At 54.0% G+C, this 25,211-nt stretch carries 16 protein-coding genes; 8 read left to right on the top strand and 8 right to left on the bottom strand.

The genetic code is table 11. The annotated features are described in order from the left end of the window. The first annotated feature begins 196 nt into the window (after positions 1-196). Positions 197-583: a cupredoxin domain-containing protein gene (locus tag AC0YOA_RS34065; RefSeq protein WP_475790363.1), complete on the top strand. Its 387-nt coding sequence runs from the start codon at positions 197-199 to the stop codon at positions 581-583. A 143-nt stretch (positions 584-726) separates the two neighbouring features. On the opposite strand, the gene AC0YOA_RS34060 is transcribed toward AC0YOA_RS34065, so the two are convergent. From AC0YOA_RS34060 to AC0YOA_RS34030, 7 genes are all read right to left on the bottom strand, one after another. Next, the gene (locus AC0YOA_RS34060) at positions 727-4,557 is read right to left on the bottom strand and encodes a hypothetical protein (protein WP_475790362.1); all 3,831 of its coding nucleotides are present in this window, start codon (positions 4,555-4,557) and stop codon (positions 727-729) included. Between the two features lie 245 nt (positions 4,558-4,802). Next, positions 4,803-7,247, bottom strand: coding sequence for a phenylalanine--tRNA ligase subunit beta (gene pheT / locus AC0YOA_RS34055; protein ID WP_475790361.1), 2,445 nt, complete (start codon positions 7,245-7,247; stop codon positions 4,803-4,805). A 16-nt stretch (positions 7,248-7,263) separates the two neighbouring features. Beyond that, the gene (gene pheS / locus AC0YOA_RS34050; RefSeq protein WP_210045576.1) at positions 7,264-8,298 is read right to left on the bottom strand and encodes a phenylalanine--tRNA ligase subunit alpha; all 1,035 of its coding nucleotides are present in this window, start codon (positions 8,296-8,298) and stop codon (positions 7,264-7,266) included. 457 nt (positions 8,299-8,755) lie between these two features. Next, positions 8,756-9,400, bottom strand: coding sequence for a YcnI family copper-binding membrane protein (locus AC0YOA_RS34045; protein ID WP_475790360.1), 645 nt, complete (start codon positions 9,398-9,400; stop codon positions 8,756-8,758). 135 nt (positions 9,401-9,535) lie between these two features. After that, positions 9,536-10,342, bottom strand: coding sequence for a response regulator (locus AC0YOA_RS34040; protein WP_475790359.1), 807 nt, complete (start codon positions 10,340-10,342; stop codon positions 9,536-9,538). A 26-nt stretch (positions 10,343-10,368) separates the two neighbouring features. Continuing rightward, a complete protein-coding gene (locus AC0YOA_RS34035) occupies positions 10,369-11,319 on the bottom strand; it encodes a sensor histidine kinase (RefSeq protein WP_475790358.1) in 951 nt (316 codons plus the stop codon). 52 nt (positions 11,320-11,371) lie between these two features. After that, positions 11,372-13,030 carry a copper resistance CopC/CopD family protein gene (locus AC0YOA_RS34030; protein ID WP_475790357.1) on the bottom strand — a complete coding sequence of 553 codons (1,659 nt, stop codon included), beginning with the start codon at positions 13,028-13,030 and terminating at the stop codon, positions 11,372-11,374. A 356-nt stretch (positions 13,031-13,386) separates the two neighbouring features. On the opposite strand from AC0YOA_RS34030, the gene AC0YOA_RS34025 reads away from it, so the two are divergent. The 3 genes from AC0YOA_RS34025 (at position 13,387) to AC0YOA_RS34015 (ending at position 18,019) form a co-directional block, all read left to right on the top strand. Further along, positions 13,387-15,612, top strand: coding sequence for a ribonucleoside-diphosphate reductase subunit alpha (locus AC0YOA_RS34025; protein WP_475790356.1), 2,226 nt, complete (start codon positions 13,387-13,389; stop codon positions 15,610-15,612). A gap of 115 nt (positions 15,613-15,727) precedes the next feature. Next, complete coding sequence (locus AC0YOA_RS34020) at positions 15,728-16,765, top strand: ribonucleotide-diphosphate reductase subunit beta (RefSeq protein ID WP_210045571.1); 1,038 nt, start codon at positions 15,728-15,730, stop codon at positions 16,763-16,765. A gap of 417 nt (positions 16,766-17,182) precedes the next feature. Beyond that, positions 17,183-18,019 carry a hypothetical protein gene (locus AC0YOA_RS34015; protein WP_210045570.1) on the top strand — a complete coding sequence of 279 codons (837 nt, stop codon included), beginning with the start codon at positions 17,183-17,185 and terminating at the stop codon, positions 18,017-18,019. 199 nt (positions 18,020-18,218) lie between these two features. Here AC0YOA_RS34015 and AC0YOA_RS34010 read toward each other — a convergent pair whose 3' ends face one another. Further along, positions 18,219-20,339 carry a putative bifunctional diguanylate cyclase/phosphodiesterase gene (locus AC0YOA_RS34010; protein ID WP_475790355.1) on the bottom strand — a complete coding sequence of 707 codons (2,121 nt, stop codon included), beginning with the start codon at positions 20,337-20,339 and terminating at the stop codon, positions 18,219-18,221. 362 nt (positions 20,340-20,701) lie between these two features. Between AC0YOA_RS34010 and AC0YOA_RS34005 the strand changes: the two genes are divergently transcribed. The 4 genes from AC0YOA_RS34005 to AC0YOA_RS33990 are packed head-to-tail and all read left to right on the top strand — an operon-like array spanning position 20,702 to position 25,211. Beyond that, positions 20,702-21,577: an ATP-binding cassette domain-containing protein gene (locus AC0YOA_RS34005; RefSeq protein ID WP_475790354.1), complete on the top strand. Its 876-nt coding sequence runs from the start codon at positions 20,702-20,704 to the stop codon at positions 21,575-21,577. Further along, positions 21,574-23,808 (top strand): hypothetical protein, encoded by a 2,235-nt coding sequence (locus AC0YOA_RS34000; protein ID WP_475790353.1) that lies wholly within the window; start codon positions 21,574-21,576, stop codon positions 23,806-23,808. Before AC0YOA_RS34005 ends, AC0YOA_RS34000 begins: the two co-directional genes overlap by 4 nt. Positions 23,809-23,815: 7 nt before the next feature. Continuing rightward, positions 23,816-24,409, top strand: a complete 594-nt coding sequence (locus AC0YOA_RS33995) for an RNA polymerase sigma factor (RefSeq protein ID WP_475790352.1) — start codon at positions 23,816-23,818, stop codon at positions 24,407-24,409. After that, the gene (locus AC0YOA_RS33990; RefSeq protein ID WP_475790351.1) at positions 24,390-25,211 is read left to right on the top strand and encodes a hypothetical protein; all 822 of its coding nucleotides are present in this window, start codon (positions 24,390-24,392) and stop codon (positions 25,209-25,211) included. The genes AC0YOA_RS33995 and AC0YOA_RS33990 overlap by 20 nt, the downstream gene beginning before the upstream one ends.

Below are 25,211 nucleotides of genomic sequence, written 5' to 3'. Positions count from 1 at the left end.
TATACCCGGTTTTGCTGTCTGGATAGAAATGGATTACTGCTAACCGCGATAACTAACGGTTACAGTGATTTTATTTGAAATGTTCATCATTTGTTCATCAGCCATTCATATGTTTGACACTGCAATTTCCAACTATTCCAGTTATAATGGAATATGCATGCTTGGCCTATAGAATAAATGGAGGGAGTTTACTTAGATGAAAAAATTATTGCTGGTGTCCGCAGTTACCGTTCTTGTGCTGATCATGGCCGCTTGCGGTTCAAACAACAGTGCCAATAACAACGCACCTGAGAACGGCGCCACAACAGAGACAAGCGCAGCCGCCGCGAATGAAGTCGTGATCAAGGCAAGCAACTGGGAATTTGATAAAGAGGTCTACACCATTAAAAAAGGTGAAGCCACTACCATCACCCTGGATGCAGACGGGGTTCACGGCATAGAAATACCAGCTCTGAATGTTAAGCTGACCAATGGCAAATCGCAGGATGTAACGATTGCGGATGCAGGCGAGTATGAGCTTCACTGCAACATTCCATGCGGTAATGGCCACACCAAAATGGTTGCCAAAATCAAAGTCGAATAGATGAACGGAATTAACCTGGAACTGAAAAATCGCTCCATGCTCTTGTTGACACCATAGAGCGTGGAGCTTTTTTTGTCGATAGTTAGACCCGTTTCAGCCGAAAAATGCCGGAAGGACGTAATCGTCCCTTCGGCATTTTTGCTTTAGCTTTCCTCGATCAGTTCAATCCATTCATTGTATTCCGTCTGCAGCTTGGAGTACTCTGTCTTCAGTTTCCCATGTTCTATCTGCAGACGCTCATGCTCGGTTTGCAGATCGATACCGGACATGCTTGTCTCCGACGCCAGCGCCTCCAGCTCTGTGATTCTGTCCAGCAGCTGCTGCATCCGGAGCCTGGCTTCGCTGGTCTCCTCTTCACTTTGGAGCAGCTGCTCGTACAAACCGGCTTCCGCTTCGGCATGCGCGGCAGCTTCCTGCTTCGCACGCTCAAGCTCAGAGACAGCGATGCGTTCTCTTGCCTTTGCCTCCGCTGCTGTTTCCTCGGCGATGCGCTCGGCCTCTGCCATCTGCATTCTGGCTTCATTCATCATCTCGGCAGCACGTTCCTCTGCCGTCTGCAGTTTCTGGCGAAGATCCTGTTCCTGAACGCTATGTTTCTCAAGCTCTTCCTTCAGAAGCTCCTGCTGCTCTGTCAGCTGGGCTAGCCGGTTATCCGCTTCATCTGCTGTATGCTGCGCTATGGTCAGCTGGTCACGCAGCTCCGCGAGCTGCATCTCCTGCTGCTGCAGGGCTTGAGAGCGGCGGATATCCTGCTGCTGCAGTTCGGCGAATTGACGCTGCAGCTCTTCATAGCCGATCTCGTGCTCCAGCAGATCCCGCTCGAGAATATCTACAGTCGTACGCTGCGATTCCTCGCGTTCAGCAGCCTCCATTGCAAGGCGTTCCACTTCCTGCTGCTGCTCGGATAATGCAGCTTGCGCTTCATTATAGTCGCGACGTACCTGCGCCAGTTTGCCGGTAAGCTGCTCACGTTCCTGCTGCCACTCCAGCGCCAGACGGTCCAGTTCCTCTGTAAGCCTGTGTTCAAGCTTCTCACGCTCGGACACAAGCTCCTCTCTGATAATTTCAGCTTGCTCTTCACCTTCGCGAATCGCTTGCTCCAGCATTGCCTGAGAGGTTTCACGCTCCTCAAGGAGGTCTGCACGAGCGGCCGCAGCGGCTCGCTCCGCTTCTTCCAGCTTGGCCAGCGCCGACTCGTTTGCCGCTCGTAGTGTCTCCTCTGACTCTGCCCGCTCTTGTTCTAGCTTGAACTGGGCTGTTTCCCGGACTCGAACCAGCTGCTCCTCCAGCTCTGCTCTTACTGCCGCAGCTGCCTGCTCTGCTTCCTCCAGCATCGCCTGCGCCAACTCGCGTTCATCCCGCAGCGCGGACTCGGCCGCCGCACGCTCACGCTCAAGCTCCAGACGCGACGACCCTCTCGCCTCGGCCAACTGCTTCTCCAGCTCCGCCTTCACTGCTGCCGCAGCCTGCTCCGCTTCCTCAAGCTCCTGCTTCGCCGCGGACGCAGCCTGCTCCGCCTCCTCAATCATCGCTTGCGCCAACTCGCGCTCTTCCCGGATGGTTTCCTCGGCAGCCGACCGCTCACGCTCAAGCTCCAGACGAGCCGCTTCCCGCACTTGAGCCAGCTGTTTTTCCATCTCCGCTTTCACTGCCGCTGCTGCCTGCTCTGCTTCCGTAAGCTCCTGCTTCACCGCAGACACTGCCTGCTCCGCTTCCTCAATCATCGCTTGCGCCAACTCGCGCTCTTCCCGAATGGTTTCCTCTGCAGCTGCATGCTCACGCTCAAGCTCCAAGCGCGACGATTCTCTAGCTTCGGCCAACTGCTTCTCCAGCTCCGTCTTCACCATCGCCGCGGCCTGAGCCGCTTCCGCTAGCTCCTGTTTCACCGCAGACGCAGCCAGCTCTGCTTCTTCAATCATCGCCTGCGCCAGCTCGCGCTCTTCCCGAATGGATTCCTCGGCAGCTGACCGCTCATGCTCAAGCTCCAGACGAGCCGCTTCCCGCACTTGTGCCAACTGCATCTCCAGCTCCGCCCTCACTGCCGCCGCAGCCCGCTCCGCTTCCGCAAGCTCTTGCCTCGCCGCAGACTCTGCCTGCTCCGCTTCCGCAACCATCGCTTGCGCCAACTCGCGCTCTTCTCGAATGGTTTCCTCGGCAGCTGACCGCCCATGCTCAAGCTCCAGACGAGCCGCTTCCCGCACTTGCTCAAGCTGTTCCTCCAGCTCTGCTTTAGCCGCCGCAGCAGCCTGCTCCGCTTCCGCAAGCTCTTGTTTCACCGCAGACGCTGCCTGCTCTGCTTCCATCACCATCGCCTGCGCGAACTCGCGCTCTTCTCGAATGGTTTCCTGGGCTGCTGACCGCTCACGCTCAAGCTCCAGATGAGCCGCTTCCCGCACTTGCTCAAGCTGCTTCTCCAGCTCCGCTTTCGCCGCCGCAGCAGCTTGCTCCGCTTCCGCAACCATCGCCTGCGCGAGCTCGCGCTCTTCCCGCAGCTCCGTCTCCGCGGCTGCCCGCTCACGCTCAACTTCCAACCGGGACGATTCCTTCGTCTCGGCCAGCTGCTCCTCCAGCTCCGCTTTCATAACCGTAAACGCCTGCTCCGCCTCCGCAAGCTTCGCCTGACCAGCAGCGGCCGCCGCTGCGGCTGCGGCGGCTGTCCGCTCCGCCTCTTCCAGCATCGCTTGCCCAATTTCGCGTTCCTCGCTTAATGCCGCGGCTGAAGCCGCGCGCTCCTGCTCCAATTCGGCAGCGGCCTCTTCACGGACCTGCCTTAGCTGCTCCTCAGCAGCCAGGGCTGCCGCAGCTGCTGCGCGGTCGGCATCCGCCCGCAAACGTTCAATGCGTTCTCGCGAGGCAAGCCGCACCCGCTCCAGTTCGGCTTCAGCCGCTGCCTTGGCTTCCGCGAGCTCTGCCTGCAGCTCGGAGCGCAGCCGCGCAAATTCCAGCTGCGCTGTTTCACCTGCGGCTATCTGCTCCTCCCGCAGCTGCGCCAGCTGCTCGTCATGTACAGCCTGGGTAAGCTCAAGCTCCGCTTGGGCCGCTTCCGCTGCCGCTGCCTGATCGGCGTGCAGCCGCGCCAGCGTCACGCCCCATTCAGCAGCCGCCCGTTGTGCTTCCTTGCGCGCGGCTTCGCGCTCACGCTCAAGCTCCTCGCCATGAATGGCATGGACAAGCGCAAGCTCATCCCGGGCATCGGACTGCGCTTTCTCCAGCTGACGTGCAAGCTCTGTCCGCTCCTGTTCCAGTTCTGCAGCTGCCAAAGCCGCCGCTTGCGCATGCGCCTCCCGCTCCAGCGCAAGCTCCGAGCTGAGCGAATCCTTCACATGATTAAGCTCGATATTCGCAGCCTCGCGCTGCTGATCCGCTTCCATTGCATGGGTCTCTTGCAGGCGTTCAAGCTCCGCCTGTGCGGATTCCCGCATGTTCGTCAGCTCACTGTCATGCGCGGCGAGCAGCTGCTCCGCTTCCAGACGGGCGATCTCCCTCTCCGTCTTCAACTCTTCCAGGTGGGCGTCGCGCTGCGCGGCAAGCTCCTTATCGGCCTGCTGAGCGGCATGCTCCAGCCGGCCCTGCAGAACAGAGCTTATCCGCTCCAATTCCTCGTGGGCGATTTCCTGGGCCATGGCAAGCTCCGCCTCGGCTTCAGCGAGCTCTGCAGCCGCTTTCTCCCTTACGGAATCAAGCAGCAGCTTGTTTTCCTCAAGCTCGGCAACCGCCGCGTCCCGCCGCGCCTCGATTTCCTGCATGCGCTCGTTCTCGCGGCTGAGCCGGAAAACGTCTTCCGCCATATGCACAGCAACAAGAACGGCAATTTTGGGCAAATCCAGCCTTGGATACCCTTTCGCCAATTTATGCATATTCTCATCAACCAGAGCGGCTATCCGCTTGATATATTCAGGGTTGGTGTGACCGGTAAATTTAAATTGATTTCCATATATGTCAACTGTTACACGTGCGCGTTCGGCAGCGTCCATGAGGGCATGTCCTCCTAAAAAGTTCTCGAAGCATCTGATCTTCGAAAGCGTAAGCTAAACCAATTCGATCTATTGCCTTACAAGCTGCACACGATGCCTTTCGTCCAAAACCCGCTGTTTGCCCGGACACGATCCATCCGCTGGCCGTTCTTCTTAACCAAAGCTTAACAAACGAATAACAGACGAAGCCGCATCGATATCGGTTCGCAATGAACTAATTCGATGCGGCTTCGCTTATCTCCTGCCTATTTACGCAATTCTGCCCCAAAAGAATCTTCTAATTTTGTGACAACGCGCTGATGGAGATCCGTTACTTCTTCATCCGTGAGCGTTCGCTCGCCGTGGCGGTAAATCAGCGAGATGGCAACGCTCTTCTTATCTGCTCCTAGCCTCTCGCCTGTGTACACATCGAACACATTCACGGACTCCAGCAGCTCGCCCGCGGTATCGCGCGCAGCTTCAAGCAGCTTGCCGGCCGGTAGCGCGCGGTCGATCACTACGGCGATATCCCGCTCGATCGAAGGGAAGCGCGGGAGAACCTTGTACGCAATTTTGAATGCTGCCTCATCGTACAGCGGACCAAGCTCAACCTCCAGCACATAAACATCTGCCAGATCATGTTCATGCTGCAGCGTTGGATGAAGCTGGCCGATGTACCCGATCGTCTCGGGTCCGCGCTCGGTTGTCAGCACGACTGCTGCCGTGCGACCGGGGTGCATATGCTCAGGCTGTGCAGACTCATAATGGATCAGTCCGCCAATGCCAAGTATATGAGTGACGGTTTCCATTACACCCTTCACATCGTAGAAATCCACGGCTGCCGGCTTCCGATTCCAGCCTGCCTCATTCCGGCTGCCGGTAAGAAGAACGGCCAAGCGGTGCTTCTCATGCGGGAGGCGTGTCAGCAGCTCTTCATCGGTATGGAAGACGCTGCCGATTTCGAAGATCGCCAGATTGTCGTTCTTGCGGTTGCGGTTATAGGCCGCCACCTCCAGCATTTGCGGAAGCAGGGCGGTCCGCAGCACGCTCCGGTCTTCACTCATGGGCAAGGACAATCTGACCGGCTGAGCGCCCTTGTCCGAGAGGGCAGGGAACAGCCGCGTCCGGTCCGGATGCGTGAAGGAATAGGTCATAACCTCATTCAATCCGGCATCGGTCAGACGCCTGCGCAGCTCACGGCGGATTGCCTGCGGCTTGGTCAGCGCGCCGGGAGTGGATGGGCCTTCGATCGCGGTAGTCGGGATTTCGTCATAGCCGTGCAGACGCGCGACTTCTTCAATAATATCCACGTCGCGGGTAATATCTCCCCGTCTGGACGGCACATTTACCGTGAACACGCCATTGGGCCCGAACTCAAACGGAAACTGCAGGCGACCGAAAATAATCTCGGTCTCCAGCTTCGAAAGTTCTGTGCCCAGATAACGGTTGATCTTATCCAGCGTCATCGTGACAACCACTTCCTCCGGCGAATCGGCTAGCTCTTCGACAATCCCTTCAAGCACAAGTCCTTGCGCATATTTCGCCATGAGCGAAGCAGCGCGGTCGAGCGCGGGAATAACACGCGCAGGATCCACGCCCTTCTCGAAACGGATGCTGGATTCCGAGCGAAGCCCTACCTGACGCGAGGTTTTGCGGATGGTTGCGCCGTTGAAGCGGGCAGATTCCAGCAAAATATTGACTGTGCTGGCGGTTACCTCCGAGGATGCGCCTCCCATGACGCCGGCAAGGGCAAGAGGCCGCTCCCCGTCTGTGATGAGCAGCATATGCGGCTCCAGTTTGCGCTCCTGGTCATCAAGCGTGACAATGGTTTCCCCTTCGCGGGCAAGGCGTACGACAATGCTGCCGCTTTCCACCTTGTCGGCATCGAAAGCATGCAGCGGCTGTCCATACTCCAGCAGCACGAAATTGGTTATATCGACCACATTATTGATTGGCCGGACACCGGCCGCTATCAAACGATTTTGCATCCACTGCGGCGACGGACCGATCTTCACGCCCTTGATGTACCGGGCGGCATAATGCGTACAGTGCTCCTCCGCCTCAATGTTCACCGTGATATAGGAGGAAGCTTCCTCCGCCGCATCGCTGACCTTCGTGTCCGGCAGCTGAACCGGTCTCCCTGTCAGCGCTCCGACCTCATAAGCCACGCCCAGCATGCTCAGACAATCGGAACGGTTAGGCGTCAGGTCAAGCTCCAGCACTTCATCTTCAATGGCAAGCACATCCAGTATGGATTTGCCGACTGCCGTTCCTTCCGGCAGCACCATGATCCCTTCCTGCTGATCCTTGGGGAGCAGCTTCTCATTCAGGCCAAGCTCCTTCGCCGAACAGATCATGCCCTGCGATTCCACGCCGCGCAGCTTGGCCCGTTTGATGGCAAAGTCGCCTGGAAGCTTCGCTCCAACCACAGCCACGGGAACAAGCTGCCCGGCTGCAACATTCTTCGCGCCGCATACAATCTGCAGCGGTTCCCCTTGACCGACATCCACCGTGCACACGCTCAGCTTATCCGCATCCGGGTGCTTCTCGCGGGTCAGCACATGACCGACCACCACGCCGGTGATCCCTTTGTTGCGTTTCTCGACAACATCGATTTCGATGCCCCCGCGCGTCATGAGCTCTGCCAGCTGTTCCCCGTCAAAGCCCGACAGATCGATATATTCACTTAACCATTTATAAGATACGTTCATCTGTTTGACCCCCCCGTTACATTCGCACAAACTGGCTTAAGAAGCGCAGATCGTTCGTGTAGAAATGACGAATATCATCGATTTCATATTTCAGCAATGCAATACGCTCTACGCCCATTCCGAATGCAAAGCCGCTCACTTCATCCGGATCGTAGCCGCCCATTTCCAGAACGCGCGGATGAACCATTCCGCAGCCGAGTATTTCCAGCCAACCGGTGTGCTTGCACATCCGGCAGCCGCGGCCGCCGCATTGGGCGCAGGTCACATCGACCTCGGCGCTTGGCTCCGTGAACGGGAAGAAGCTGGGACGCAGACGGATCTGCGTCTGCATGCCGAACATCTGCTGTGCGAACTGAAGCAGCGTCCCCTTTAAGTCACTCATGCGGATGTTAGGTCCGATCACGAGCCCTTCAATCTGAATAAATTGGAACGAATGCGTCGCGTCATCGTCGTCGCGGCGGTACACCTTCCCCGGACATATCACTTTAACGGGCGTTTTGCCGTTCATCGCCTTCATCGTCCGGATCTGCACCGGCGAAGTATGGGTACGCATCAGAATTTCATCCGTAACGTAGAACGAATCCTGCATATCCCTTGCCGGGTGATCCTTGGGCAGATTCAAGGCTTCAAAATTATAGAAGTCCGTCTCCACCTCAGGGCCTTCCGCGATCGTATAGCCCATCCCGATAAAGACGTCTTCAATTTCCTGCGCGACCTTATTCAAGGGATGCACCGCGCCGGCCGGAAGACGTTTGCCGGGAAGCGTAACATCAATCGTCTCCGCGCGAAGGCGATTTTCTGTTTCTGCCTGCTGGAACACAGCCTGCTTCTCCTCAATTACAGCTTCGATCGCAGCGCGGACATCATTGCCCACCTGTCCGATAACGGGACGCTCTTCAGCGCTCAGGCCGCCCATTCCCCGTAAAATCTCGGTTAATGCACCCTTTTTCCCCAAATATTTAACCCGCAGGTCGTTCAACTGCTGTGGATTCGCGACATGCCCCAGCTCCTGCAGCGCCTCCGTACGCAAGGCTTCCAATCTTTCCTTCATTACTCTCATTCCCTTCAACAATAGTCAATAGTCGATCGATATATCCGTTTTAAGAAAAACAAAAAAAGGCCCTCTCTCCCCGTAAGGGACGAAAGAACCGTGTTACCACCCTAATTCGGATTGCCCTTCATCTAATTCATGCACGGCAATCCCTCATACCGGCTTTAACGGGCCGGGCCCGGACTTCCCTACTGCAACACCAAAAAGGTGCGCGGTTCAAGCAGTCTGCTCTGGAGTGAACTTGGGCGGCGTTTGATCTGCAAAGACGCTCTCAATCATGGCGTCTTCTCCCTGTGCGCGAACCGCGGCTTACTTTTCTCCATCATCGCATCATGTTTATGGCTTCGTTTAGAAAGCTATCCATTTACCTGATCAACTAATTATAAGCAAAGCGCGGCCTCTTCGCAAGGCCGCGCTCCCCTGGTTCCCCAATGAAATTCAACTTCGGGCTCTGAGCCTAAGCTTTTCTGCGTCTGGCCAGGACGAAAATCAACGCAATGACCGAAACTGCAAGCGCGGCTATCGCCAGCCACAAGGTTACCGCATCTGTGCTGCTGTCGGAATCAGACGGAACCGCTGCATTATCACTGGACACAGCCGCGGCCGCTCCGTGAGCATCCCCCTCAGCCGTACCTGCCAATACCGTCGTGACAGATGCAGGGTGATCGGAACCATCAGTGCCGACCCATTCCACTACGGTGTTATCGCTGTAGGTCTGGTAAGCTTTCCACACCAGCTCCTTGGCATCGTCGGCCACTCTTCCCTGGATGCGGAATTCATCGAACTCGGTCTGTGCCAGACCTTCGCCCTCTGCCGTCCATGTAATGGAAGTAATAGCATTCTCCGCCGTTTTCTCAAGCTCGACCTTCCAGCCCGGCTTAGGTTGGACACGGCTTACCGCCGCGCCCTCAGGCACCTTGACCTGAACCGATTTGGTCGTCACATTCTCCTCTTCGCTCGGAACGCGAACTGTAAATACTTCATAAGTACCCTGCGTTGTTTCAGCAGGCTGTACCGTTACATGGGCGCTGGCGATACCGGCGAACAAAAACAGCGATAGCATTGTCATCATAACTGTTGACCATGTTTTCTTCTTACTCATCTTCTCGTAATCCCCCTAATCCATCTTCGGCAAGTTCAACGGTTTCGTATTTCAGCGGCATTTGCCCCTGATACCTGCCTATTATATCCTGGCGGAGGGGGAGACGCATGACTCGATAGGGCTATACAAATGTGATTAATCCATGACATCGCCGCTGCGCGGCAGCAGCCCTTTTTCCATAGCATAGCGCGTGAGCTGTACACGATTATCAAGATGAAGCTTCTGTAAAATATTTTTGAGGTGATTTTTCACCGTATTCTCAGAAATCCCGCAATCCTCGGCAATTTGGCGGTTCGAGCTGCCGGAAGCAACCCGTTCGAGCACTTCTCTTTCCCGTACAGTCAGCGGCGTTTTGCCGTCCGGCTTCCCGATGACCTGCTGCTGCTCATCAGTCTGACGTCCTCGTGCTGAGTTGTTTGTTGCCGCTCCCGCTCTCGATTTCATGACTCCTGCAGCGCCTTCGGCGTCTTCGGGCAATCTTGGCCGCTCTTGGCCGCCCGTTGCGGAAGCGCCGCTGAATTCCTGCAGCAGTCTGTATGCCAGCTCTTTGGAGAGAGGAACTTCATCAATGACGATCGCCCGCAAATATTCCATCCAGGCGGAGGGAGAGAGATTTTTGAGCAAATAGCCCTGTGCGCCCCGTTTGATCGCTTCGAACAAATCGGCTATGTCGTCCGAGACGGTAACCATCACAATCTTGATCCGCGGATCGATTGTTTTGATGGACTGCGTCGCCTCCATGCCATTCATGACCGGCATATTGATATCCATCAGAACAAGATCGGGCCCGAGCTCTGCGGCAAGCAAAACGGCCTGTTCGCCATTCACTGCTTCTCCGATAATTTCGAACGAATCGTCTGCGCTCACAATATCGCGGATTCCTTCCCGGCCATGCGGATGGTCATCTGCCAGCAGCACACGTATTTTTTTCGATTCCGGCATCCGGTATCCTCCTTCCTTCACCGTCTCTATTCCTTCTCCACCGTGATCAGGGTTCCGTTCTGCTGTACATCCGCCGATGCAAAGCTGCTGCTGACTCTGAAGGCCCAGCCCATAGCCGCTGCGCGGTCCTGCATCATGCGGATGCCGTATCTTCCTTTGGCGTAGAGCTGGCCCTCGGAGGCTCCAATACCGTTATCCTCCACCGTGCAGTGAAAGCCGCCCGTCTTCCCTGCCGCATCTGTCGGCTTGGCCTGTACGATCAACAGCGTCGCAGCTGCATGCTTCCGGACATTGAGCATCGCTTCGCGCACGATTGCGAGCAGCTCTACCTTTTCCTTGCTGCTCAAAGCACTTTCGGTCAGCTGCCAGTCAAGCTTCACGGCAAGTCCTCCAAGCCGAAGCTCCTCCGCCATCGCGGACACGGACTCCATCCACTGGACATCCGTTATAGACGGCTGGCTCCGCAAGCCTGCTATAGACTGGCGAACATCCTCATAGACATGCCTCACCGTCTGCCTGATTTGCTCCTTGGTTTCCTGAATGCGCTCATTATCCTGCGCATGCTCCAGCTTATCGAGCTTGACCGACAGCAGGAAAAGCGACTGGGATATGCCATCATGAAGCTCTCGTGCCAACTGTTCACGCTCCATGAATGCGGCTTTGGCCATTTTCTCCTTCTGCAGCGATTCGCTCGTCTGCTCCAGCATCTGGAACAGCTTGCGCCCGAGCGTCGCCGTAACGGTCAAAACTATGACCGGCGCCAGTAAATTGCCCAAATCCATGGACAGATAGGGAAGAAGGAGAGTGTGCCGGAAATATTCCCACATCGCGATCGTCAGGGTCGGCATCCAGAGAATCAGCCATTTAATCCGTTTGTAAGGCAAGCCCGCTTCATGTTGACCGCTTGCCTTCCCGGCATCGGCATCCGTTTGGCTGTTTTCCGCAATACCCGATTCCTTTATATCCTCCTTGATCATTTTCCGCTCCCCTCCGCCTTTTCCCCCATTGCAGCTTTCGGCCCGATCGGCTTTAATAATTGCGGAACTCATACGTTCTGACGATTTCATTATCTTCCTTGTCCATGACCCGGACCTCGGCGATCCAGCGGCCCGCAAAAGGAATGAAGGGCCCTTCGGCCTTATAGGATGTTTTGATATAGCCGTCGAAGGTAGTCAGCTCCTTGTCCACAAAGGACTGTATAGGCACATCGATCGGCCCCAGCTCTTCATGGTCGGCTGACCGCAGGCGCAGCAGCACCGACTTGGGCTCCCCCACCTTATCCGGCAGCCAGACTCTTACGATTAACTGGTTAACGCCGGGCTTGTTGGGATTGATCTGCAGCGTCAGATGCATATCCTCGCCCATCTTGTGATAATAGACCGGCTCATTTGCAGGAAGCGGACTGACATACGTAAATAGTGCGGCGACTGCGATAATGACGGCCATCAGACCGGCATCGACCCGCAGCAGCGTGGTGGTGGGCAACTCGCCTCTGCGCGTTCGCAGATGAAGAATGCCCCCCGTAACGATGACTAGCAGCACAACACCTGTCTTGATGAGCAGCAGAGTACCCCAAGATGTATAAAACAAATATTTTAATGATGGCAGAAAAAGCAGTGTCATCCCTACGCCGGAGAGCACGAGCAATGAAATGGAAAGAAGCGCGGCCCGGGAGAAGGTCAGCGCGAAACGCCCCGCCTCCTTGCGGTCGCTGAACCAGAGCGCAAGCACCAGCACAAGCCCCCCCGCCCACACGGCTGCTGCAGCCAGATGGATGAAATCGAGGAGCACAGTCAGCAGCTTCGGCTTGAAAACCACAGCATGCCCGCTCCAGCTCTCCACACCGAGAATGGCCGCCGCCCAAATCACCTTGATGGGACGGCTGAACCGCAATACGGCAAATCCAATCACAGCAAGCACCAGCAACCCAATCCATAGATGCCCTATAGAAGTGGACAGGAACAAGCGGCTGTATTCGCTGGACGGGTAGTCCTTAAGAATCTCGCGCGAGTGAATAAACACATAGAGCAGAGCGGAGACGAGCAAAGCGCGCATCGCCAGCTGCTCCCATTTCTTCATGGTCTCCTCGAGCAGCGTACTGTGCTTGCGTATCAGGACTGACCATAATGCCATGCCGACAGCAAACAGCAGGGCGGCATAATAAGCGATACGGACGGCGTAAAGAATAAACTGTCCGGTAGACAGCTGCGTGGACGCGCTGTGTCCCTCGTGCCCGAGAGCCTGATGCGGATCAAAAGCCGAAGCGTCCACGCCTTCCGGAGGATTACCGATCATGAATACATAGGAACCGCTGATCGGATGCCCGTCCGCTGAAATGACTTGATAAGCAACCGTATATACGCCCTCGCCAAGCTTCGGCAGCTGAAGCTTGAGTGATTTGCGGTCCTGGCTGGTTACAGGTTCATTGGAGGTTACGGAATTGGACCTGGAATCCAGAACCTCAAGCGACCCTACCTGGGACTCAATCGATTCATTAAAGGTAAGCTCCACATCCTCAGGGGTTCCATCCAGCCGGGTGTTGGCTTCCGGCGAAGCTCGTTCGAGCTCCGCATGGGCTTCTGCTTTCCCCGGTATGCCAAGAAGCATAACCGCTATCATCATAAAAACAGTAAGGAGGGTGAAGAAGGATTTGCATATTGTGGTAATCGAGCGTCTTGTTTCTGTCATGGCCGGCAACCTCACGTCCTCTCGCTGGGCAACAAAATATCTAACTTCCAGTTTACTAAACGATTCCGCCGAACACCAATCTGCAAATCTGAACATTTGGTGATAAATGTTGGCCCGCTTAGAATGTTCAACTATTTCGCATTTCCAAATCCTTCAATTTGTTGCCCAAAAAAACGCGCAGCCGTACGTTTTCATCCATTTTCAGGCCGGTTTCGGAGAGGTTTCGGAACCCTTATTGTCGAATCATATTCCTTGACAAACCACAATATATTGGTGTAATTTTGTTTAATATTATCAACATATTGTGTATATAGGGGTTGTAACCAAAGCCCTTCGACAAGGAGTGACTTGCGCTCGTGGATATTATTAAAAGGAACGGCCAGAAAGAAGAACTGATTTTCTCCAAGCTTAAAAAGGTCATCGATTTCTCATGCGTCGGATACAGTGACTGCGATCCGCTGGAACTCGAAACCGCTCTGCTCCCTTATTTCCGCAACAATATTACCACCAAGGAAATTCAACGTACGCTTACACAGGTGGCAGTCGAGAAGACAAGCATCGAACAGCCGAACTGGCAATACGTTGCAGCCAAGCTGCTGATGTACGATCTTTATAAAGAATCCGCAATCAACCGCAAGTATGGCTACTTCGGCTACGGGGATTTCTACTCCCTGATTACCTATCTGACGGATAAAGGATTATACGGCAAATACATACTTGAGCATTACACCCGCGAAGAAATCCGCGAATTGGGCAATTACATCGTGCCGGAGCGCGATTATTTGTTCAATTATATCGGGCTCAAGACGCTTGCCGACCGTTATCTGATCAAGAGCTTCAGCGGCGATGTGCTTGAGCTTCCCCAGGAGCTCTTCATGGGAGTCGCGATGCATCTGGCCATGAAAGAAGATGACAAGCTCGCCTGGGCCCGCAAGTTTTACGATGTGCTCAGCCGTCTGCAAATGACGGTTGCCACTCCGACGCTTGCCAATGCCCGCAAACCGTTCCATCAGCTGTCAAGCTGCTTCATCGATACGGTGCCGGACAATCTGTGGGGGATTTACAATGTCGATTCCAGCTTCGCGCAGGTATCCAAATTCGGCGGCGGCATGGGGATCTACATCGGCAAGGTGCGCAGCCGCGGCTCCAATATCCGAGGCTTCAAGGGCGTTGCCGGCGGAGTTGTGCCATGGATCAAGAACTATAACAATACCGCAATCGCGGTGGACCAGCTTGGCGTCCGTTCCGGCGCGGTAGCAGTCTATCTGGATATCTGGCACAAGGACATTCTGGACTTCCTCAACCTCAAGACAAACAACGGAGACGACCGGATGAAGGCGCATGATATTTTCCCCGGCGTATGCATTCCCGATCTGTTTATGCGTAAGGTGAAGGACCGCGAGAATTTCTATCTGTTCGATCCGCATGAGGTCCGTTCCATGATGGGCTGGTCGCTTGAGGATTCATGGGGCGAAGAGTGGGAGAGCCGTTATGAGGAATGTGTGAGCAATCCGAATCTTTCCCGCGATGAAGTGCCTGCCATTGACATCATGAAACGTATTTTGACCAGCTCGTTTGAGACCGGCACTCCGTTCGTCTTTTTCCGCGATGCGGTTAACCGCGCCAATCCGAACAAGCATAAAGGCGTAATCTACTGCTCCAACCTATGTACGGAAATTTGCCAGAACATGAGTCCTACTGAATACGAATCATCGACGCATGAAGACGGCATGATCACAACCAGGGTCAAAAGCGGAGATTACGTCGTGTGCAACCTCTCCTCCCTGAATCTCGGCCGAACCCGGTCGCGTGAAGAAATCGAAGAGGTTGTCACCTGCCAGATGCGGATGATGGACAATGTTATCGACATTAACCACTACCCGATCCCACAGGCGGAAATTACCAATCAGAAGTACCGCGCTGTCGGACTTGGGACAAGCGGCTATCATCAGTGGCTGGCGCTCAATGGAATCGCGTGGGAATCCGAAGAACATCTGGAGAAAGCCGATGAGCTCTACGAGTGGATTAATTATTGCGCCATCAAGGCATCCATGGAGATCGCCAAGGAGAAAGGCGCATATAAAGTATTTGAAGGCAGCGAATGGCAAACAGGAGAATTTTTCGACCGCCGCGGTTACGATAGCCCGGACTGGCAGAAACTAAGGGCAGAGATAGCCGAGCATGGTGTCCGCAACGCCTGGATGTTCGCCATTGCGCCAACCGCCTCCACATCGCTCATTGCCGGCTCAACCGCTGGTATTGATCCGATATTCAGCAAATTCTTCGTCGAGGAGAAGAAGAACGCGGTCATCCCGCAAACAGCGCCTAACCTTAATGAGGAGACGTTCTGGTTCTACAAGGAAGCGCACCATATCGATCAGCACTGGAGCATCAAGGCTGCGGGCCGCAGACAGCGCCATATCGATCAGGCTCAATCGTTCAATCTGTACATCACGCCGGAATACACGGCGAAGGAATTCCTTGATCTATACATGGCCGCTTGGGAGAATGGTCTCAAAACGGTCTACTATTGCCGCAACAAAAGCCTTGAAGTAGAGGATTGCGAAAGCTGCAGCGCGTAAAGCGCTGCAGCTTTCCTGCCCACAACCCTTGAGTTGTCCAATGCGGCAAATAATGGTGACTTGAGTATGATTTCGCCGGGCAAGGTTTCTTAGTAATAAAGGAGGCAGCAAGCCAATGGATTTGCAGAAAAAGAAGCTGTTTAACGAAGATGGCGACCGTGACTGGGGCAAGCGCCGCATGATCGGCGGCAATACCACAAACCTGATTGAATTGAATAATGTGAAATACGACTGGGCGACCAAGATGTACCGCACCATGATGAACAACTTCTGGATTCCCGAGGAGATTCCCCTTGCCCAGGATGCCAAGGACTATAAGAATTTAACGCTTTCCGAGCGGAACAGCTATGATAAAATTATCAGCTTCCTGATCTTCCTGGACTCCCTGCAAACAGCCAACCTGCCTAACGTCAATGAGTATGTAACGGCGCCTGAGGTGAATCTGTGCCTGACCGTCCATACCTTCCAGGAAGCTGTCCACAGTCAATCCTATTCCTATATTCTGGACAGCGTCTGTTCGGCTGAAGCGCGCGACCAGATCTACAATCTGTGGCGCGAGGACAAGCATCTGCTCAAACGCAACCGGTTCATTACCGATCTGTATGAGAATTTCATTTCCAACCCGTCCTCCCAGAACCTGATCAAGACCATTATGGCCAACTATATACTCGAGGGTATCTATTTCTACAGCGGCTTCAGCTTCTTCTATGCCCTGGGTCGACAAGGAAAAATGCTCGGAACCGTTTCCGAGATCAAATATATTCAGCGTGACGAGCTGACCCATCTGGCATTATTCCAAGGGATTTTCCGCGAAGTCCGCAGAGAAAATCCGGAGTTGTTCACACCTGTACTGATCGAAGAGCTGCGGCAGATGATGAAGACTGCCGTTGAGCATGAGATCGAGTGGGGCCAGTATATCACCAATAATCAGATTGCCGGTATCACCAACGAGATCATCGATCAATATATCCGTTTCCTGTCGAATGAACGTCTGCGCAAGCTTGGACTCGAAGTTCTCTACCCTGAGGTTGTCGAGCATCCGATGCGATGGGTGGAAAGCTTCAGCAATATGAACGGAATGAAAACCGACTTCTTCGAGCAGAAAGTAACCAATTACAGCAAGTCGTCCAATCTCAACTGGGGCGATCTGTAGAAAGCCTGTCAGTTTCCAGTGAGATGCGGTATAAAACAGCAACCCCAAGCGTCTTCACACAAGCTTGGGGTTTTAATATGGCTTATCATCCATAAAATCACAACATGATTGCCGAACTCTGACTGGACCAGAGGGCCTAGACCCAAACATTGACAAGCTAGACAATCAAGAGTATGCTGACCGGACCATTAACTATGCTCAACCGGTTGTTTCGACGGCCAGCCCAGCTAACAGTAACGCGAATACATGGCGGCGCTAAACCTCATCGTTTAAGATCTTTTATGTAACTTCTCAAGAGTAAGCTCGCGGTCTGACTGGCATGCTCGACTAAAGTCCAGCAACAGTCTGGTCCATGGGACGATAACAATTGTTTCTATCCCCTGTAAGATTAAAGCAGAGAATAGAACGGGGGAATTCATGATGTCTGAATCTATATTGGGTATCAATGCGATACTCGCCATCGTATATCTGCTCGTTGCTCTGCTGGCGGGTTATGGAACCGGCAGCATTGCTTTTCGCCATACCATTGCCGACATGCAGCGCAGCGCGAAGCTGAGTCTGGGGCTGCTGGCCCTGCTGGCATTGCTCGCCTCCGGGCAGATCGCCTTATTCCTGTTCTTCTCCACCTACAGCTGGTGGTTTGTATGGGATAAAGCGCTGCTGTTTGTTCCGATGGTAGCCATGCCGCTCACGGCATGTGCGATATACTCCAGACCCAAGCTGATGGAGATCATTCGTCTGAAGGCGGATGAGCCGGAGCTCCCGGCCAACCGGACCAAACGGCGCAGCGCGGCGCAGGCGCGGCTTGTTGTTCCGATCCAGACCTTGACGGTGGGCGCCATCATCCATGCGTCAATGATTTTATATCCGCTGCCCGTTCAGTTTCAGAATGAGCTGATGATCCTGATCGCAGCGCTTGCAGGTGCAGCCGCCCTGCTGATTTGGCGGCAAAATGCCCGCAGAAGACGGATTCACCGGGATGATGGAACCTCTGCGATCCACTGGATGAAGCGCGTCGGCGTCTATACATCGGTATGCCTGCTCTTTTCTTTCGCAGTCATATTCTCGGTCTCAACGGCTAGATCCAAAGCCATTGTTCCTGTACCGGAATCTTTATCGCGGCATACGAACTGGACCGAATTCTCAAATATCCTCTCTTCGTACCGGCCCAAAGATAGAATCAATAAAGCAAACAGCGGCACCAATTTGAGCCCTAAGCCAGCCGGAACCATCAGCAGAATGAGCAGCCAATGAACGTCCACCTCATGGCAGGCTCCTATGTATGGTTTCCGTACGGCATTAAGTGCAGACGCGCATCCTCCGGTTCACAGCAGTTTAGCGGATATCACAAACCAAACAGGGCTGTCCTGGAATGACCTAAGAAATCACTGGTCAACCAGGCAGCCCTGTTCGTTTGGAAATAGGATTTCAAATTCGTGAATGATTTTCAGAGTCAAGCCGTCTGACTGCGGTGACGATACCAATTCTCGAACAGGCTTGCGGGAATTGGCTTGGTGAAGTAATAGCCCTGCGCTTCCTCGCATTGGCGTTCCCGCAGAAGACGGATCTGCTCGTCGTTCTCCACCCCTTCAGCAGTCACTCTCAGCTTCAGATTCTTGGCCATGGACGTAATCGTCGTTACAATTGCAGCGTCGCTGCCGCCATTGGTCAGATCGCTAACGAATGAACGGTCGATTTTCAGCTTGTCTATCGGAAACCGTTTCAGATAAACCAAAGAGCTGTAGCCCGTTCCAAAGTCGTCAATGCTGATCTGCACGCCTAGCTTCTTCAGGCTGGTGAGCGTCTCGGTAGCGAATTCCACGTCGCTGGTCATGCTCTCGGTAATCTCCAGCTCCAGATATTGGGAGGCCATTCCCGTCTGCTCCAGAATCGATTTGATCCGCTCGGCCAGCTGATGCTGACGGAATTGGCGCATGGACAGGTTGACCGACATCATCATTGGCGGCATCCCCGCGTCCTGCCAAGCTTTATTTTGCAAACACGCGGAGCGCAGCACCCACTCGCCCAGCTGCAGAATAAGGCCGTTCTCTTCCGTCAGCGGAATGAATTCCCCTGGCGGCAGCAGACCGCGCTGCGGATGAAGCCATCTGACCAAAGCCTCCACTCCGACGACCTTATTCGTAGCCAAATTGACAAGCGGCTGATAGGCAAGGGTGAACTGCTCCTGCTCCAGCGCTCGGCGCAGATCGCTTTCCAGGCGCAGCCGGTCATGAGCCTTCATATTCATATCCGGCATGTAGCTGGAGAATTCATTGCGGTGAATTTTGGCGTTGTACATGGCCGTGTCGGCATTTTTCATCAGCACATCCACACTTTTTCCATCCTGGGGATAAAAAGAAATGCCCACACTGATGGTTACATGATATTCAGCCTGGTCCAGCAGGAAAGGCTGGTTGAATAGCGCCATCAGCGTTTGCGCCTGCTGCTCCGCCGCCCAGCTCTCAGTCAGGTCCGGCAGCAGGATGACGAATTCATCTCCTCCCATCCGAAACACATGCTCCGGCATTGCTGCAGCCGCGCGCAGCCGCTCAGACACGGCCTGCAGCATCTGATCGCCAAAGGAATGGCCCAGCGCATCGTTAATGGTTTTGAAGCGGTCAATGTCCAGCAGCAGTACCGCCAATCGATTCTTGCTGAGCTGCGCACGCTCAATCTCGATATTCAACCGTTCCGTCAGCAGTCTCCGGTTCGACAAGCCTGTCAGTTCGTCATGATAAGCCAAATAATTGATACGCGCCTCTGAACGCTCCTGTTCCTTGAACGGCTCCTCAATGGTGACATAATAGATGCCCTTGAGAAGATAATAGTAGCCGGCAAACTTATAAATATGACCTACCAGCATATCGGTGTCATGCAGGTTTTTGCTGAGGAAGAACTGCAGGTTGGCAAACAGGAAGAAAACAAGCGACAGGATGATCGTAAGAAGCGCTTGCGGCCGCTCGTTGTGGTTGCGGTAGAGAATCATCCCGATGCTGGCGCTGTAAGCGGCGAAAACAACCGTCCAGACAATGGCCTGCACAACAACCAGCGACGTACCGGAAAACATGCCGATATCCGTCCACTTGGTGAAAGAATAAAAAAGAACGGCCAGGAGCAAGCCGAAGCCAAGCGTAAACAAAAAGACCGGACGCCTGATCAGGGCCGGTATAGGGGCATCATTGCGCCGGAAAATAACAAACAGGCCGACCGATCCGATTAACTGCGCCGAAGCCGCATAAATCTGGGACAATGTCGTATCTCCCACAAAATGAAAGAAAGGCATCCCTTCCATTGTGAGAGCGTGCAGCATATCGAACAGGCCTACGATACTGAACAGGGCTCCGGTAAACAACCTCTGGCGCGATAATGATTTTACGAAAAACAGCCACCCTAATACCAGGATCGTGAAGCTGATCGCGAAGTTGATAAACTCCATGATGGAATGGACAAGCAAATTCAGATGGTCGGGAATCTGGTAATACAGCTCACCATGAACAAGTTGTATTAGAATAAAGCTGATAACGGCAGCAAGAGCTGTGCCTAAAGTTATTTTTTCCGCCCGGTTTATCGACATGGTGACCCCTTTCATAAAAAAGCCAGGAAGCGCTGAAATATAAGCAAAGCATGGAAAAAGTGTCGGCTTTCTTATATTGCAATATGTATCGGATCCATAGAAAATCAATACACAATTATCCCCCCTTTTCAATCCATGCCGGGTTAAACGGATATGCAGCTTCTTCGGTGGGCGTGCTTGGCTTCCCCCGGCTTAAACTTGACTTGTCCTGTTATAATGGAGCAAATGCCTGCTTTTTAGGATAAACCATTCCATAATAGTTTGTACTATAAAGGTTCATCTTGTCCAGCACCTTTCGCCGCTGGCAATCCCAAAACTTTTTACGCCATGCATTCGTCGATTGGGCAGGAGGAGGAGCTTCGATGCTAACGGCCGACCATTTAGGGAAAAAATATAAAAAAAGCTGGGCGCTTGAACCGTTATCCATGGAGTTTACCAAAGGACTGTATGGACTTCTCGGCCCTAACGGGGCCGGAAAATCGACGCTTATGCGCCTGCTGGCCGGCCTGCTCGTCCCGTCAACCGGGGACGCCACCATCCGGGGAGTGTCGGTCCGCAGCGGCGTATCCGCCAGACGCCTGATCGGCTATGTTCCGCAAACCTTTCAAATGTACCCGCAACTGACCGCACGGGAATTGCTGAGGCATGTGGCCCGGCTGAAAAATACCGGAACCAGGCATGAGCAGGATGCTGAGGTGGACCGGCTGCTGCATGCCGTGCATTTGGAAGAGCAGGCTGACCGTGCCGCCCGGACCTACTCCAGCGGAATGGTGAAGCGCCTCGGCATTGCCCAGGCGCTCGTCGGCAGCCCGCAGGCAGTTATTGTAGATGAGCCGACAGCAGGCCTTGATCCCGAGGAGCGTATCCGGCTGCGCAATGTACTTGCAGAGCTCGCCCAGAGAAGCACAGTCCTGCTTTCCACGCATGTGCTCAATGATGTGGCGGCGGGCTGCCGCAGTGTAATCGTGCTGGGTAAAGGCCAGCTGCATTACGAAGGACCGCTTGCCGGACTCGTCCGTTTCGCCGAGGGCAAACTGTGGGAGTGGGAAGCATCCGAGCACGAATGGCGGACGATGTCGTTGGAATGGCTGATGACCGCCCGGAAAACAGAGGACGGCATATACTGCCGGGCGATTGGCGATACGCCCCCTTCACCGTACGCTTCTGCTGCTGCTCCCACCGTTGAGGAAGGCTATACGGCTCTGATATCAAGCTTGCCGTCGGAGGATGGGCAATGAGGACGCTGGTTCTGCAAATCCGGCTTGAACTGCAGCTGTTGTACAAGCGGCGCTGGCCGCTGCTGCTTCCTCCAGCAGCAGGTGTATGGATGCTGCTCCAATGCTTTAATTCGCGGCAGAATCAGCTCTTAAATCTTAATCTCAAGGCCGCAGAAGCACATGGCACCATCATGATGTTCGTCACACTCGTTCCGATCCTGCTTGGCGTGCTGCTTATCCGGCGGGATACGCTCCATGCCTCCTTTGAATGGAGTCTTGGATTGCCGGTCACCAATCGCGTCATTATTGCCAGCAAGTGGACAGCAGGTTTTGTTTATATGAGCGTATTCACCCTGCTGATTCAAGCCAGTTATGCAGCCGCAGCCTGGCATTATGACCTTGCCTCGGCATCGGCTCTCCGTGAGATAATCTGGTACTCGCTTTTTTACGAGATGTCATTCGCAGCAGGGACTGCGCTTGGGATTCTTCTGGGGGCGCTCATGCCTCTGCGCTTCTCGCTGCCGATCGGGTTCTGCGGGTGGGTGTTCGGTGCGCTGTTCGTACCAAGCCTGCTGGTGGAAGGCCTTCATTGGTATCCTGTGAAAGTCTTCAGTCTCAACCAGCTCATGGGCATCTCCAGTTATGCAAACAATGAAATCTGGACGTTTGAGCTGATAAGCCGGGAATACATGATGATTGGAATTTTTGGGGCGGTATTCAGTCTGTTCATGCTGACGGCCGCCGGTGCGCTCTTTGCCCGGGAAAGGCCGGTATACAAGGCCAAAACCCCCTTCATCATCATGATGGCTTGTCTGCTCCTGTCTGCTGCCGCTTATGTTCCGTACAGCCAGCTTTGGTCCAAGCGGTATGACCAGCAGCGCATCATGCATGCTGCCGCGAAGCCTGATGCCAACATTAATCAGCATATCCCTTACCAGTTTCAAATCAGCAGCGTGGCCCTGGATATAGTCCGTCACTCTGATAACTCACTTGAAATGAGGGCACGAATTGTACTTCCGACCAGGGATGGCCAGCTTATTCCTGCATCGGGTCAGGCCAGGCAGGTGGCTGTTCATTATCAGGGACAGATTTCCTTCCTGCTCGATCCTCTTCTTCAGGTTCTATCCCTCAAGGTGGACGGCAATCCGGCCCGATGGAGGCGTGATGGCGATTTGATCTCATTCGACAAAAATCTGCTGGAGCGCGGCAGGGATGATCATGTCATCGAGATTGCTTACGGAGGCATTCTGAATGAATGGAGGGCGGACGGGGGCACTGAAACGCGGTTTGCTTTTGTGCAAGGCCGCAATGTGCTGCTGCCCGCCCATCTGGGCTGGTTCCCGATTCCCGGCGGGGATACGCTCAAAATGATAAATGGCAGCTTTATATCGGACCGTGTGGACGTTATAACTGGCTGGCGTACGAATTTTGACATTAAGCTTCATGGATTTGCCGGACCCATTTATGCATCGATAGCACAAGCGCCGGATGACAATCCGGACGTCCGGCATTTCGTCCAAAAATCCGCCGAAGCTCCATTTATATTTGGCGGCGACTTCACAGAGGTGCGTATACCGGGTGAGCCAGTAACGGTCATCACAACACCGGGAAGCATAAAGGACAGCCGCTTGTTCCTGAGCCAGTTGAATCAGAAGCGCAGCTATTATTCCAGTTGGTCAGGGATGCCGCTCGACAATCTGAAGCAGGTTTTATATTTTCCAATGGGCGGCCTGTTTCCCTTCTTTGCTAATGCGAGCGGTATTGTTCAAGGCAATATGTTCCTTATTCAAGCCAATCGATACAGCAGCTTGACAACTTCCGGGTTGGAGAAGATCATGAGCACTCTCCTGTTCGGCGATAATACCGAGGTCTATATGAATGTAAACAATTGGGACGATTATCCGAATCCAGAGAGCAGCTACTCGATTGTGCAGGAGATCCGCTCGGCTATTCTATCCCTTGATCAGAAGGAAGCCTATTCCGGGACGGATCCGGCCTTCAGCATCCAGATCATGGGTGATTCTCCCCCGTCCCGGCTGATGGCCGCCATGATTAACGATGCCTTCTCAAACGGCGAGGCTGATCTCGTGAAGCGCGTTCTGCTGCGGTTTTTGCATCAGGGACTGCAGGTGAGGGACCTCTTCCTCAACCTGCCTTATTACAACAGTGATATAGACAGGAATCCTTTCCGGTATCCCCTTATCACGTGGAATGATTGGCTTCGTATCTGGAATGAGGAGAAAGGCAGGTGAATGAGTCATGACGGATGAGGAATTGCTTCAGGGCATGTTGACTGGCAATCAGGCAAGCTTCGAAGCGCTTGTGCATCGGTATCATGCTCCGTTATCCGGTTTTTTGCAGCGGCAGCTTCGTGACGCGGAACGTGCGGAAGACTTTGCACAGGAAACCTTTCTCAAGCTGATCAAGCAGCTTCAGCTTAAAAAACCGCCGGACAATGTCCAGGCCTGGCTCTACCGGGTAGCTCTCAATATGTGCCGCGATTACTGGAAAAGCTCCCAATTCAAAACCGATCAATTTCCCTTTGCCGATCCTCCCGAGCAGCGTGATTCAAGTCCTTCCGTGGTGGAACTGGCGGAGCGCCAGGAGACCAGAAAAGAAGTGCTTCATTCGCTTCAGACGCTCCCGGAGGTGCAGCGTGAGATTATCACCCTGCGTTTCTATCAGGACTTGAAGCTGCAGGATATCGCCGATATTGTCAGTCTGCCGCTCGGTTCAGTCAAAACTCATTTGTACAGCGGATTACGGAAATTAAAGGCCCGGCTGGGTCAAGGGCGGACCGGCAGGGAAGAAAGCGATGAAGGAGGCCAACGGTATGAACGCACCAAAAGATGATGAATTAAAGCAGATGGAAGAAGAAATGCGGATGCCGCTTTCCCAAATCATGACGAACACGATTTCGTCCCATGATACAGCCATGCTCATCCGGACTCTGCAGCCCGCCTTCAATGAATTGCGGGAGTCTTATGAGAATGCCCGTTTCTCGCACAGCGGGAAACCCATTGTCAAACGACCGTCTCTGCTGCGGCTGCTGCGTTCCCAGCTGTCTTCCTACTCCCGCGTTTACTGGGGCTCAAGCTTCGTCGTATTCGTGATGCTGCTGTGGCTTCTGCCCACACACGATGATGTCTCTCTGGAAAAGACCGGAAGCATGTTTACACTGGCCCTTCCCGCACTTCTGCTGGCTTCTCTTGCCTACAGCTTCCGTTCCTGGAATAAGGAAATGCGGATGATCGAGAGCATCACGCCTTATCCGCCGGCACTGCTGCTTGTGGTAAGAACGATGATTGTCATCGGCCTCAATCTGATTTTTGGAATTGCCGGATCCATCTACATGAATGTTCATGTAGCATCTTTTCCGATGCTGCCCTTCATGCTGCAATGGCTGTCGCTTCTTCTGCTGCTCAGCGGTGCAGCCGCTTATGTGCTGATGTGGAAAGGATTCAAGGCCGCATTCGCATGCTCGTTTATCCTCTGGGCAGGATGGAATGGCGCCCAGCAGCGTGCAATGCCCATAATCGATCAGACGCTCAGCCACCACTTTGTTGCCCTTCATGCGATTGTGCTTGCTGCCGGTCTGCTGCTGCTGGTGCTTGCATATCGCCGCAGCTTCGGCACGAGGCTGCTCCCGAATTGA

It is taken from the genome of Paenibacillus sp. JT22N12 (assembly GCF_056269365.1).
Note: the sequence above shows the minus strand (reverse complement) of the source record. Positions and strands in the feature narration are given on the sequence as shown.

Bases quoted from the DNA above. Each gene is read 5' to 3' on its own strand.
- AC0YOA_RS34045 (WP_475790360.1), bottom strand. From the start codon at position 9,400: ATGAGTAAGAAGAAAACATGGTCAACAGTTATGATGACAATGCTATCG.
- pheS (WP_210045576.1), bottom strand. From the start codon at position 8,298: ATGAAGGAAAGATTGGAAGCCTTGCGTACGGAGGCGCTGCAGGAGCTG.
- AC0YOA_RS33995 (WP_475790352.1), top strand. From the start codon at position 23,816: ATGACGGATGAGGAATTGCTTCAGGGCATGTTGACTGGCAATCAGGCA.
- AC0YOA_RS34060 (WP_475790362.1), bottom strand. From the start codon at position 4,557: ATGGACGCTGCCGAACGCGCACGTGTAACAGTTGACATATATGGAAAT.
- AC0YOA_RS34020 (WP_210045571.1), top strand. From the start codon at position 15,728: ATGGATTTGCAGAAAAAGAAGCTGTTTAACGAAGATGGCGACCGTGAC.
- AC0YOA_RS34065 (WP_475790363.1), top strand. From the start codon at position 197: ATGAAAAAATTATTGCTGGTGTCCGCAGTTACCGTTCTTGTGCTGATC.
- AC0YOA_RS34015 (WP_210045570.1), top strand. From the start codon at position 17,183: ATGATGTCTGAATCTATATTGGGTATCAATGCGATACTCGCCATCGTA.
- AC0YOA_RS34010 (WP_475790355.1), bottom strand. From the start codon at position 20,339: ATGTCGATAAACCGGGCGGAAAAAATAACTTTAGGCACAGCTCTTGCT.
- AC0YOA_RS34040 (WP_475790359.1), bottom strand. From the start codon at position 10,342: ATGCCGGAATCGAAAAAAATACGTGTGCTGCTGGCAGATGACCATCCG.
- AC0YOA_RS34000 (WP_475790353.1), top strand. From the start codon at position 21,574: ATGAGGACGCTGGTTCTGCAAATCCGGCTTGAACTGCAGCTGTTGTAC.
- AC0YOA_RS34035 (WP_475790358.1), bottom strand. From the start codon at position 11,319: ATGATCAAGGAGGATATAAAGGAATCGGGTATTGCGGAAAACAGCCAA.
- AC0YOA_RS33990 (WP_475790351.1), top strand. From the start codon at position 24,390: ATGAACGCACCAAAAGATGATGAATTAAAGCAGATGGAAGAAGAAATG.
- AC0YOA_RS34005 (WP_475790354.1), top strand. From the start codon at position 20,702: ATGCTAACGGCCGACCATTTAGGGAAAAAATATAAAAAAAGCTGGGCG.
- AC0YOA_RS34030 (WP_475790357.1), bottom strand. From the start codon at position 13,030: ATGACAGAAACAAGACGCTCGATTACCACAATATGCAAATCCTTCTTC.
- pheT (WP_475790361.1), bottom strand. From the start codon at position 7,247: ATGAACGTATCTTATAAATGGTTAAGTGAATATATCGATCTGTCGGGC.